13 protein-coding genes are annotated in these 12,448 nt (G+C 39.7%); 11 read left to right on the forward strand and 2 right to left on the reverse strand.

The genetic code is table 11. From position 1 onward, the window contains the following. The first annotated feature begins 7 nt into the window (after positions 1 to 7). Complete coding sequence (locus RU93_RS09880; protein ID WP_169818113.1) at positions 8 to 1,381, forward strand: glycoside hydrolase family 32 protein; 1,374 nt, start codon at positions 8 to 10, stop codon at positions 1,379 to 1,381. 148 nt (positions 1,382 to 1,529) lie between these two features. On the opposite strand, the gene RU93_RS09885 is transcribed toward RU93_RS09880, so the two are convergent. Next, positions 1,530 to 1,970 (reverse strand): MerR family transcriptional regulator, encoded by a 441-nt coding sequence (locus RU93_RS09885; protein WP_071875463.1) that lies wholly within the window; start codon positions 1,968 to 1,970, stop codon positions 1,530 to 1,532. A gap of 163 nt (positions 1,971 to 2,133) precedes the next feature. Between RU93_RS09885 and RU93_RS09890 the strand changes: the two genes are divergently transcribed. The 6 genes from RU93_RS09890 (at position 2,134) to RU93_RS09920 (ending at position 7,531) form a co-directional block, all read left to right on the forward strand. Continuing rightward, positions 2,134 to 3,306: an iron-containing alcohol dehydrogenase gene (locus RU93_RS09890; protein WP_071875464.1), complete on the forward strand. Its 1,173-nt coding sequence runs from the start codon at positions 2,134 to 2,136 to the stop codon at positions 3,304 to 3,306. An 11-nt stretch (positions 3,307 to 3,317) separates the two neighbouring features. Next, positions 3,318 to 3,890: a DapH/DapD/GlmU-related protein gene (locus RU93_RS09895; protein WP_071875465.1), complete on the forward strand. Its 573-nt coding sequence runs from the start codon at positions 3,318 to 3,320 to the stop codon at positions 3,888 to 3,890. A gap of 355 nt (positions 3,891 to 4,245) precedes the next feature. Further along, positions 4,246 to 4,710: a hypothetical protein gene (locus RU93_RS09905; protein WP_071875467.1), complete on the forward strand. Its 465-nt coding sequence runs from the start codon at positions 4,246 to 4,248 to the stop codon at positions 4,708 to 4,710. Between the two features lie 143 nt (positions 4,711 to 4,853). Beyond that, positions 4,854 to 5,459, forward strand: coding sequence for an acetate uptake transporter (locus RU93_RS09910; RefSeq protein WP_143139443.1), 606 nt, complete (start codon positions 4,854 to 4,856; stop codon positions 5,457 to 5,459). 182 nt (positions 5,460 to 5,641) lie between these two features. Beyond that, the gene (locus RU93_RS09915; RefSeq protein ID WP_071875469.1) at positions 5,642 to 6,019 is read left to right on the forward strand and encodes a RidA family protein; all 378 of its coding nucleotides are present in this window, start codon (positions 5,642 to 5,644) and stop codon (positions 6,017 to 6,019) included. A gap of 159 nt (positions 6,020 to 6,178) precedes the next feature. Continuing rightward, positions 6,179 to 7,531 (forward strand): metallophosphoesterase family protein, encoded by a 1,353-nt coding sequence (locus RU93_RS09920; protein ID WP_071875470.1) that lies wholly within the window; start codon positions 6,179 to 6,181, stop codon positions 7,529 to 7,531. Between the two features lie 58 nt (positions 7,532 to 7,589). On the opposite strand, the gene RU93_RS09925 is transcribed toward RU93_RS09920, so the two are convergent. Further along, the gene (locus RU93_RS09925; RefSeq protein ID WP_071875471.1) at positions 7,590 to 8,069 is read right to left on the reverse strand and encodes a nucleoside deaminase; all 480 of its coding nucleotides are present in this window, start codon (positions 8,067 to 8,069) and stop codon (positions 7,590 to 7,592) included. 124 nt (positions 8,070 to 8,193) lie between these two features. Between RU93_RS09925 and RU93_RS09930 the strand changes: the two genes are divergently transcribed. The 4 genes from RU93_RS09930 (at position 8,194) to RU93_RS09945 (ending at position 12,442) form a co-directional block, all read left to right on the forward strand. Next, a complete protein-coding gene (locus RU93_RS09930; protein ID WP_071875472.1) occupies positions 8,194 to 8,937 on the forward strand; it encodes an alpha/beta hydrolase in 744 nt (247 codons plus the stop codon). Positions 8,938 to 9,066: 129 nt separating this feature from the next. Further along, complete coding sequence (locus tag RU93_RS09935; protein ID WP_143139444.1) at positions 9,067 to 10,041, forward strand: tRNA dihydrouridine synthase; 975 nt, start codon at positions 9,067 to 9,069, stop codon at positions 10,039 to 10,041. A 24-nt stretch (positions 10,042 to 10,065) separates the two neighbouring features. After that, a complete protein-coding gene (locus RU93_RS09940; protein WP_071875474.1) occupies positions 10,066 to 10,254 on the forward strand; it encodes a YwbE family protein in 189 nt (62 codons plus the stop codon). A gap of 607 nt (positions 10,255 to 10,861) precedes the next feature. Further along, positions 10,862 to 12,442: an ABC transporter substrate-binding protein gene (locus tag RU93_RS09945; RefSeq protein ID WP_071875475.1), complete on the forward strand. Its 1,581-nt coding sequence runs from the start codon at positions 10,862 to 10,864 to the stop codon at positions 12,440 to 12,442. Positions 12,443 to 12,448: the final 6 nt, after the last annotated feature.

Below are 12,448 nucleotides of genomic sequence, written 5' to 3' on the forward strand. Positions count from 1 at the left end.
TTTTACGATGAAAAATCAGATGACGTACCATATCACCCCTCATCAAGGGTTAATCAATGATCCCAACGGCCTTGTGTATTTTAAAGGACGACATCATGTGTTTTTTCAGTGGAATCAAACAGGAGTTACGCATAGCAACAAAAGTTGGGGGCACGTCAGTACAACCGATTTTGTGAATTGGCAAACTCATCCACCTGCGCTTGAGCCTGTCGATGAATTTGATCGAGACGGTTGTTACTCGGGGAGTACAGTTGTCCATGATAATTGTTTGTATCTTTTTTATACAGGAAATCTTCGTGGAGAAAATAATGAACGGATTACGACACAATGCTTGGCGATCTCCGAAGATGGCATTCATTTTACAAAAAAAGGCCCCATTATTACGCAACCGTCAGGCTATACTGCACACATTCGTGATCCGAAAGTGTGGCAAACTGCAGATGGAAGCTGGTCGATGGTCTTAGGAGCCCAAACACTTGATTTAACTGGAACAGTCCTTCTTTATCAATCGGATAATTTGATTGATTGGGTATTTAAAGGGGAATTCGTTGAAGAAGTACCTGATTTTGGTTTTATGTGGGAATGTCCAGATGTACTCATAACGGCTTCAAAACAAGCCTTAATCATATCGCCCCAAGGACTGACCGCGCAAGGAATAACTTTAAATAATTTATATCATTCAGGTTATTTTATTGGTCAGATTAGCAAAGATAAACACAAGTTCCAGATTGAATCTACTTTTACTGAGTTTGATCGAGGATTTGAGTTTTATGCACCCCAAACCTATCAAACTGATGACGGGCGTCAAATCATGTATGCATGGATGGGATTGATGCAAGAAGCAGATGAACGTGCTTTTCCAACGATTAAAGAGGGTTGGATTCATTCCTTGACCATACCGCGAGTGTTAACGATTGTTGGTAATCGTATTATCCAAAAACCAATCGACGAACTTCTAAAGCTTCGAGGTGAAACTTTAGAACAAGTAAAAAACATCAAAAAATGGCAGGAAACGTTACCCACTTTTCAAAATGAAGTCCTCTTTCATTGGCCAGAAGCAGCTCCTGATTTTACGGTGAATATTCGGAATTCAGTGACGTTTACCTATTATCAACAAGAACGACTGTTCACTGTTTATCGAATAAATTGGCGGACTCAGCAAACAGAAAAACGTAGCGTACGCTTAGAAAATGAATTGACCGACTTACAATGTTTTATGGAAGAATCTTCTTTAGAAATATTTTTGAATCAGGGTCAGGAAGTCTTTACGTTGCGATATATTAGTCAAGAAACCGAAGCGTTCATTGCTTTTGAACAGCAAGGAATACAAGCAGAAAATGATTTAATCATCTATCCATTGAATGGTTTTTGTAAAAAATAAAACCTAGAAAGACAGAGTTGTAAATACATGATTCAGTAAAATTGTTATTTATCAGGAACATTAAACAATAAAAGCCAAGCACTACCAAATGGTGGATGCTTGGCTTCTATTATTTTGGAAAATACATTACAAATCTTTAACAATATCCTCATTCAGGATGGGAGAGTGCGTAGTATGATTTTATTTCTGCTGGTAAATCTTGCGGAATGACGGTCGCAAGTCGCTCTTCATGCCCATCGCAGAGCGCTTGTTCATAGTACCACTGTTTAAATTTAATCATCGCCAGCGCTTGCTCTAAGCGATCAATTTCGGTTTTGACGGCTATTTCTTGCTGGTCAAATAGAGCTTTGCGTTGTGGGTAAGTTTGGCTTCCTAGTTTGCACCATTCCATAAAGCGTTTGATATCTTTAATTTCCATCCCGGATTTTTTCAAGCATTCAATCACTCGTAACGCTTCGATTTCTGATTGGCCAAAATGGCGAATCCCAGCTTTTCGCTGCAGGTCTGGAAAGAGTCCTTCTTTATCGTAATAACGTAGGGTTGATATCGGCAGATCAAATAATTCTGCGATTTGTCCAATTGTTTTCATCGGTTCACCTCAAAATATTTTTAGAAACAAAAGGCTTTACCTAAAGTCAGGTTTAGGTGTTAGAATGGTATCATAGCAAAACAAACGCGTCAATACAACAAAGAATTCTGTTTTTGCTTAAGTGGCGCCAAATATTATGGAAAAATAGAAGGGAAAGAAAACGATGTTAGGGAATTTTAGTTATTCAAATCCAACAAAATTATATTTTGGAGAAGAGTCGTTGTCCTTTTTGAACGAAGAACTTCCGAAGTATGGAGATAAGGTCTTACTTGTTTATGGCGGCGGTTCAATTAAACAAACCGGATTATATGACGAAATCATGCAAATTTTAGCAGAAAATGGCAAGCAAGTATTCGAAGATGCCGGAGTGATGCCGAATCCGACAGTCGAAAAGTTAACGGAAGGTTGTCAGATTGCGAAAGATAATGATGTCGATTTTATTTTGGCTGTAGGCGGGGGCTCTGTGTGTGATTATGCTAAAGCAGTTTCAGCTTCAGCTTTCTGTGAAGAAGATCCTTGGGAGAAGTATTTTATTCGGAAAGAAGCGGTTGATAATCCGATTATTCCGCTGGGCTGTGTGTTAACGATGGTTGGAACAGGTTCAGAAATGAATGGCGGTTCTGTCATTACGAATACGACAACGACTCAAAAAATTGGCCGCGTATTCGGAGAGGATGTCTTTCCGAAATTCTCGATTTTGAATCCAGTCTTAACCTACACGGTGCCAAAACAGCAAATGGTGGCGGGTTTCTTTGATATTATGTCACATATCTTGGAGCAATATTTTAGTAATGAAGACGACAATACTTCAGATTATATTATGGAAGGTTTATTAAAATCGTTGATTCACAGTTCAAAAATTGCACTTGAAAATCCAACTGATTATGAAGCGCGTAGTAATATCATGTGGACGGCTACTTGGGCCCTCAATACATTAGTCGCAAAAGGAAAATCAACTGACTGGATGGTTCATATGATTGGACAATCAATCGGGGCCTATACCGATGCTACTCACGGGATGACGTTATCGGCGATTTCGCTACCATATTATCGCTTAATTTTGCCAGCAGGACTCGCAAAATTCAAACGTTACGCTATCAATGTCTGGGGGGTTAATCCGGAAGGCAAGACGGATGAACAAGTTGCGCTTGAAGGGTTATCCGAAATGGAGCATTATATGAGAACGCTTGGTTTAGTCTTAAATATTAAGGAACTAGGTGCTACACCAGACATGTTAGAAGGAATTGTAGCGGGTTCATTTATCACAAAGGGTGGCTACAAAGTCTTAACCAAAGAGGACATTATGAGCGTTTTAATCGAAAGTATGAATCAATAAGAGGTGGGAAAATGGAACTTGATCAATTCTTGCATCATTTAAATGAAGGGAAGTCGGTTGAGGCGGGTTCTGCGGAACATCAAATGATGTTACAACTATCACAAGAAGCCTTAAAATTGACGATGGCATTAAATAATACGTATCATACTCCTGAAGAAATTCGAGTCATCATCGCACAACTAACCGCAAAACCAGTCGATGAGACATTCAACCTATTTCCACCTTTTTATACCGATTGCGGCAAAAATCTTCATATCGGGAAAAATGTTTTCATTAATTCAGGTTGTCGTTTTCAAGATCAAGGCGGTATCACAATTGGTGATGGGACATTGATTGGTCATCAAGTTGTTCTTGCAACGTTGAATCACGAATTGAACCCACAAACACGTGGGACAATCCATCCACTGCCGATTTCGATTGGTAAAAATGTCTGGATTGGGGCTAACGCGACTGTTTTACCAGGTGTTCGAATTGGGGATGGTGCGATTATTGCAGCCGGAGCAGTCGTCAGCAAAGACGTCGAAGAAAATACCATTGTCGGTGGTGTTCCTGCGAAGGTTATGAAGACAATTGAAGTTGAATAGACAATCAGATAAAATTCTCAACAAACTTAAAAAACAAGCTAGATTCCAATTTCCAGAGGATCTAGCTTGTTTTTTTATAGGCATTTTCTCTCGATTAGGTGATATCATTTGCCAAACAATAAACCTGTTGATAAAAGCACGTCTGATGAAGAGTCTCATTTGGGAAAAACTGTGCACTAAAATCAACGAGGGGGCTTGAATCGTTAGCACCTCCTTTTTGAATCCAACGTGTTCAGATTTCTATCATGAAATCTTCATTTTTTGACATTTTTACTTGTGATTTTGGAAGATAAAAGGCATGATAGCTAATGGGTGTTTGAAAGGAAGAATCAAGCTCAAGAAGGAGAGGAATGAAATGATAGTCACAGAAACGATAAAATACTATTTTATTGCTTATTTGCTGGTCACGGTATTTGCGTCACTGCATTTTTTACTTAACTGGAAAGTGCGAAAACAACAAGCTTTTGATCCAACGATGGGACTACGTGCACTTCGAGAAAACGCCACGACATTTGAGGCTTTTAAGACAACAAAGCCTTTTCATCCACTATACAACCTCATTATTTTTCCACTTGTCGGTGTGATGATGATGAATCAGTGGACGATAATCCCAACGCTAACGCAAGCGATGGGAATTGGAGGATTATGGCTCATTTATAGTGTCTTATTTGATCTTATTTGTTGGGTTATCATTCCGCATCCGTGGCGTTTAAGTTTAAAGGGGTTATTTATTACGTATCAACCTTGGATTTCCTTCGCGTATCTCGCGATTGCCATAAGTCCGATGATTAGTATTTTGTACTTCTTTTTATTTTCGTAAAAGGATAACGAATCACAAGCAATTCCAGTCGCGTTTTTATGGTTGATTGGAAGAAAAAACGAGCAAGAGGAACGAACGATCTATGATTGATTCTCCAAGCGCTTTGTAAAAAATAGATTGAATAGTAGGAGAGTATGATAGATATGAAAGAAACAAAAGTAAAAGTGATCGTCGCTGATCCCTCTGCGTTAGGATTATTTGGACTGGCAATGGTCACACTAGTTGCGTCCTCACAAAAATTAGGATTCACATCTGATGTCTCGTTGGTATTACCATGGGCAATCTTTTTAGGAGCGTCTGCGCAATTAATGGCGGCGACCTATGATTTTAAACACAATAACACTTTCGGTGCGACAGCTTTTGCCGCATATGGCTTTTTTTGGTTTGCTATGGGCTTTACGTGGTTAATTCAAAAAGGACTATTTGGTGCAGCGTTAGCATCTAGTGTCGATCCCAAACAACTTGGCGTGGCATTTTTAGGTTATTTTATCTTTACATTATTTATGACAATTGGTGCCATGGAAACACATAAGGTCTTATTTACGATATTTGTATTAATTGATTTCTTATTCTTAGGATTAGCCGCTTCTTCATTTGGCATTATGACACATGCGAGTCATCAAATGGCAGCATACGCAGAATTAGCGATTGCCATTGTGTCTTTTTATGGATGCGGTGCAGCTGTCTTGAATACCCATTTTGGGAAAACATTCCTACCAGTAGGAAAACCATTTGGTATTTTTAAATAATCATCAATTAAGATTGGACTTTTAGAAGGCTTCTTTTTCTAGAAGTCCTTTTTTAGCGTTTTTTTGAGAGGCATGGAGCACGAAATAATCATTTATTATCATTCTTATCAGAAAAATGGGTTAAAAAGGTGCGAAATTCTATGATTCATGCTAAGATTTAAATCAAAAAGGAGGCGTTTTTTTTGACAAGAAAAGCATATACAGGAGAGATTGTTTCGTCATCTGGTCCGTATTCGCATGCAATTGATAGTGGCGATATGATTTATTTTTCAGGTCAAACGGCGTATAACGGCATAGACTACCAAGGGGAGAAATACGATATCAAAACCCAAGCAGTGAAATGTTTTGAGCATTTACAATCGGTGACTCAAGAGGCCGGTGTGGGGCTTGATCAAGTGGTAAAAGTGAATGTCTATTTAACAAGTATGGCCCATTTTGATGAGATGAATGCTGTTTACAAACAAATGTTTACAGAACCTTATCCTGCTAGAACGTGTGTTGCTGTCCTAGCATTACCGTTAGAAGCAGATATTGAAATTGAATGTATTGTAAAAAAATAATCGTGAACAATGATCGCTACGATGCGACTCCCAATGCATCATCGTTTTGGGTAGGCTAACAAATGTGTCGTAGTGATTTTGTTATTGCTTTTGATAGGCAACAACAAAATCTTTGAGGCACTCGTCTCGGTGATGGCCAATCTTAAAGGAGGAATTCGCTTGTTTCGTAAACGATTTTTAATGCTATCGCTACTCCTTTGTGGCGTCATCAGCTTCTTTTGGTTGACGGGTCAAACATTCATTCAAAGTGATGTGAAACAAGAAGAGGCGCAAGAAAAAGAACGTCTTCTACAAATGGATGAACCCCATTTTTGGATTATTTCAGATAATCATTTTTTTCCGGATACTTTTATTGAAGAGAGTGCTGCGTTTCGTGCATTTGAAGCGACCGCACTAGGCAATGACCTTCGCTATACGGAAACCATTTTAAACGCATTCGTTCAAAAAGCGTTAGTCGAAAAACCGACGGGGATTATTTTTACCGGAGATGTGACACTAAACGGTGAAAAAGCAGGACTTGACCGGATGGTTGAACTCTTACAACCTTTGCAAGAAGCTGGTATTTTGATCTTGGCGATTCCAGGGAATCATGATATTTATAATGGTTGGGCGCGGGAATTTAAAAATGGGGATAAAATTACGACCCATCAAATTAGTCCGCAAGATTTTCAGCGAGGATTTTCCGACGGCTATCGTCTTAGTCAGGCGACAGATAAGCATTCTTTGAGTTATTCTTTAGATGCCGGTGCGTATCGCTTATTTTTACTGGATAGTAATATTTATGCGGATCGTTTTTCGAAAAAAGAACCGGTCAGTCACGGACGTTTATCAGAAGAAACACTGGCTTGGTTAGAAGCGGGGTTATCGGATGCAAAAGAAAAGGGGAAGACCCCTATCCTTTTTTTACATCATAATCTGTTGGCCCATCATGAACAGATGACGGACGGTTTTGTTTTGAATAATGCACCAGACGTTCTATCTTTAGTAAACCAGTATGAGGTGCCACTCGCATTAAGTGGTCACACGCATTTGCAAAACATTTTGCAACAAGTAGATCCGTCCAATTTTTATGAAATTAGTTCGGGATCGTTTAGTGCGGCAGGAACGTCGATAGGCCATTTGACATTGCAGGAAAATACTATCATTTACGAAAATGAGTCGTTTGACCCTCTTCCTTATTTAGATTCCCAACATCTTGCGAATCCGGATTTAAAAAATTATTCGGCGTACGTCACGTTGAAAGCTCAGGAATTGGGAGAAGAGATGGCGCGCGAATTATTCCGTTCCTATGCGATTGATGCGGATACGCAGCTAATGAAAGAAGTCGGGGAGGCGTATGTTTTTTACTTTATGGGAGGCAGTCAGCTCACTCCACTTGAAAAAGAAGCACGACTTGCCCGGTTGCAAGAATCTTTACCTCGTAAAGCTGATTCTTCATTGCTCGAAAGCTATCGACAGTTGTTAGATGCGGCTAACTGGGAAGCCCATCACCATTTAGTTATTCAACCCTAGAACTTGTGTAAAAGAACGGTCAAAAAAACGCTCTTGATAACGAGCGTTTTTTTGACCGTTAAGAGCAAGTATAATAGTCGTGATGCAATTGTTGAATTTTTTGGGCGAGCGCAGGTACTGGACCTTCAACATGTGCGTCTAGTAGAACGTCTTCAATTGCGAGCGGTTTTACTGGGCCTGGGGCGATATTCATTGCGGTAAGCCAATGGGTTAACTGTTTGGATGAACTGGCGTAAACAATCCTTCCGAGACCGACCCAACCATGGGCTGCTGCACACATCGGACAATGTTCACCAGAGGTATATACGGTCGCTTGTTTGCGTTCGTCGGGGGATAAATGCTCGGCTGCCCAACGTGCAATCGCAAATTCTGGATGTTGGGTGTGATCGCCTGAAGCGATTTGATTATGCCCTTCGTATAAGACGTTACCTTCCGCAGAAACTAGGATTGAGCCAAAAGGGGCATCCCCTTTTGTGAGAGCCATTTCGGCTAATGTGACACATCGCTCTAAATACTTGAAATCATCATTTGTAATCATCAAATGCTTCCTCCTTATGATTCTTCTTTGTGCATTGATTATACCGTTAAAAGTAGAAAGAAGCGAAGAAACATCATTCAATTAAACAATAACAATCTAACGTTCAAAGAAAGGTGTGAAATAAATGGAAAAAGAAAACAAGAGCAAAAAAAGATCATTTAAAAAAATTGGGTTATGGATACTCGCGATAAGTGTCATTATAGTGGGGGGGAGTTATCTCTTCATCCAAACGCTCACATACGGCGCAACTCCACAAGCGCAACAAGTCAGCCAAGAAGCACAAACAGAAAAAAATCTGACATTTTACGATAGTGGAAATCCTGAGGCGGTGGGGATTATTTTTTATCCAGGCGCTTTTGTGAAGCCTGAAAGTTATAGTCTATGGGCTCAACAAATCGCGGATGCCGGTCACGACGTATACGTCATGCACTTTCCACTGAATTTGGCAGTCCTTGGCGGCAATCGCGCGAGTGAAGTTCAGGAGCAACATCCCGAACAATCTTTTGTGTTAGCCGGACATTCACTCGGTGGTGTAATGGCCAGTCGTTACGTAGTGTCAAATCCAGAAAAGATTGTCGGGATTGTTTTTATGGCAAGTTATCCGGATGAAAAAGGGGCATTAAATGAGCTTGATATCCCAGTCTTATCGATTACAGGGTCAAAAGATGGCGTGTTAAATCAAGAAGCATACGAGTCAGGCAAACAATTCTTACCAGCTGAAACAACGTTTGAAGTAATCGAGGGCGGTAATCATGCAGGCTTTGCCAGTTATGGCGCACAAAAAGGTGATGACGAAGCGACCATTCCAAATGAAAATCAACAAGAAATCATCAGTCAGCTTGTCCTTGAATGGCTGGCGCAGTTTTAAAACGCAACCCTTTGAGTTTTGAATGATGGGAAGACAATTCGGCACAGAAGTTTTGCTTCTTATGATGATTCTGAGTATAATAATGAAGAATGTTTTTAGTAGATTGATAGGAAATGGAGATTACAAAGAATCATGACGAATTTTTGGGCAGAATTACCAAAACCCTTTTTTATTTTAGCGCCAATGGAAGATGTGACGGATGTTGTTTTTCGACATGTCGTGAAGGAAGCGGGGGCACCAGATGTCTTCTTTACCGAGTTTGCCAATTCAGATAGCTTTTGCCATCCTGAAGGAAAAGATAGTTTACGGGGACGTTTGACGTTTACGGAAGATGAACAACCGATTGTGGGGCATATTTGGGGTGATAATCCGACCTTTTTCCGTGAAATGAGTATCGGTTTAGCACAATTAGGCTTTAAGGGCGTCGATATTAACATGGGCTGTCCAGTACCAAATGTGGCAGGACGTGGTAAAGGGAGTGGACTCATTTTACGTCCAGAGGTAGCAGCTGAATTAATCGCTGCGGCGAAAGCAGGCGGTCTACCTGTTAGTGTTAAAACACGGATTGGTTACACAGAAATGGCAGAGATGGAAGCATGGATCACTCATCTTCTAAAACAAGACATTGCGAACTTATCGATTCATTTACGGACACGTAAAGAAATGAGTAAAGTTCCTGCTCATTGGGATATAATTCCGCAAATTATGGCTCTGCGAGATCAAATTGCACCGCAGACGCTCATTACGATTAATGGCGATATTCCGGATCGTCAAACTGGCTTGGAACTCGCTGAAAAGTATAGCGTAGATGGAATCATGATTGGCCGAGGAATCTTTAAGAATCCATTTGCCTTTGAAAAAGAACCAAGAGAGCATACGAGTGAAGAATTATTAGGCTTACTTCGTTTGCAACTGGATTTACAAGACCAATACAGTGAAATGATTCCTCGCTCAATTGTTGGCTTGCATCGCTTTTTCAAAATCTATGTTAAAGGATTTTCCGGTGCGAGTGATTTACGAGTGAAATTAATGCAGACAAAGTCGACAGATGAAGTCCGCGCGATTCTAGCAGCATTTGAAGCAGAAAATAAAAGTGGCGCGTGAGCGTTTCAAAATGAGGGATTCTAAATGGACGGAACAAAAAGAAGTGATATTACCATCGGGGCGAAGGTATTCGTCGTGCAAAAACAAGATCAACGAACAGGGAAATTAACCGAAGGCGTTGTTAAACGCATTTTAACGAATTCACCTCAACATCCACATGGGATTAAAGTAATGTTAGAAAGTGGGATTGTTGGTCGTGTGAAAAAGGCCTAGCCTAAGAATACATGTTGTTGTTCATGAACGACTCACCAAAGAAACCTTCGATAACGGCTGTTTCTTTGGTGTTTTTTGTGTCCGTTCTCTCTGGAATTTGAGTATCAGCGGACAATCTATTCCAGTCTTTAAGAAGTCTTTTAATCGTTTTTTGAGATTTCGCCTGTTTTTATCAGCCGTTCATAGCAAATAGCTCCGGAATTCGAATGATAGAATGGGACTTACGATTTTATTTCGGCTTCTAAGCTTTTATGATTGACAGCTTTTCTAACTTAGGATAAAGTAACTAATACTTGTATTAGAAATTTTCTAATTTTTTTACAAGGATTAAAAAACAATTTTTCTTCATAGGCTTTCAAGGGATTTTAATATCCTAATTGTGGTCATATGAAGTCAAGAGAGAACAATTATTTCGCCTTAGGGTGTGACGTGATCTGTGTCAGTAGGTGTTCTCCTATATAGGAGGTGGGGCAAAAAATGAGTAATCAAGATGTAGACGAAGGTTGTTGTTGTTGCTTTTTGCTTCAACAGATAGAGGTTTCTGAAACAACCGTTTGACAATGATGGAAAACGTTAAGGTTTTAAAGAAAAAGGGGGAAATAATAAAATGATTCATAAGAAAAAATGGTTTATTGGCAGTTTAGTGTTTGCAGGGCTTTTACTGAGTGCGTGTGCGGGTGGAAGTGCTGATAATACAGGGGAAAGCCAAGCAGCGGATAACGCGGCGAATCAAGATACGTTTACATATGCTATCAGCGGTGATCCTTCTGCGACAAATCCGATTAATACGAGTGATCGTTGGGGGTTAACCGTTAATAATATGATTTATTCACCACTTGTCGCCATTGAAACAGATGGAACAGAAAAAAATATTTTAGCTGAGTCAGTTGAAGCAGCAGAAGATGGATTATCGATTACCGTTAAGTTAAAAGAAGACGTTAAATGGTCTGACGGCGAAGCATTCACAGCCGATGATGTCATCTTTACTTATGAGCAAAAAGTGAAAAAAGAAAATGGGAATGCCGATCAATTATGGATTCAAGATGAGCCTGTAGCGTTTGAAAAAGTGGATGACTACACTGTCAAATTCATCTTACCTTCTCCAAGTGCAGCCGCATTACATAATATCGTGACTGAAACATTTATTATTCCGGAACATGTCTTTAAAGATGTGGAAGATTTCTCAGTCAACGAATTGCCTGTAGCAGCTGTTGGAACAGGTCCTTATAAATTAAAAGAGTACAAACGTGGAGAGTATTTAACGTTTGAAGCGAATGAAAACTATTTTGGTGGCGAAGCTGGTATTCAAAATGTGACATTACGCATTATCACAAGTTCAGACACGGCTAAAGTAGCTTTACAAAAGGGCGAAGTTGATACAGCAGTCGTTTTACCTTCTGATATTGATGACTTAGATACCGATACGATTACGGTCTATCCTTATTCTGAAAACCGTGTTGGGTACATGGGACTTAACACGCAATCCGAGGCATTAAAAGACGAGAAAGTTCGTCAAGCAGTCTTGTTTGCATTAAATAAAGAGGAGCTAAATCAAGCAGCGTATTTAGATGCCAAATATTACGAGCAACCGTATTCGTTTTTACCGCCAAATAATCCTTACGTAAGTGAAGATGTTGAAAAATACGAAACAAATATCGAAAAATCAAAAGAGTTGTTACAAGAAGCTGGCGTGACTGACTTGAAATTAAACTTGGCTTTCTCAGCAACCGATCCTGCACAAACAGTTCAAGCAACCTTAATTCAACAACAATTGCAAAAAGCAGGAATTAATGTCACGTTAGAAGGTGGCGATGGTACCGCGATTTTTACTGAATTGAAAAAAGAAGGCTCAACGAAATATAACCTTTTCTTAGGTGGTTATATTATGGGAAATGACCCTGATCTTTATGGTGCCTTATTTAGAACAAATGGCAGTGCGAATTATTTCCAAACAAATAATCCGGTAACCGATGAGTTATTTGATGCAGCGGCACTCGAATTAGATGCTGACAAACGTCAAGCATTATATGATGAGTTACAAGCTGAAGTTGCGAAAGATGCGAGATTCTATCCAATCGTCGACAACAAAAAAATCTTAGCAGTGAATAACCGGATCTCTGATGTTGAAGCAGCAACATTAATTCCAATTTATACTTTTGAAGATATGTCAAAATTGTCCATTAAGTAATGATTC

It is taken from the genome of Enterococcus aquimarinus (assembly GCF_001885765.1).
Lineage (GTDB): Bacteria > Bacillota > Bacilli > Lactobacillales > Enterococcaceae > Enterococcus_I > Enterococcus_I aquimarinus.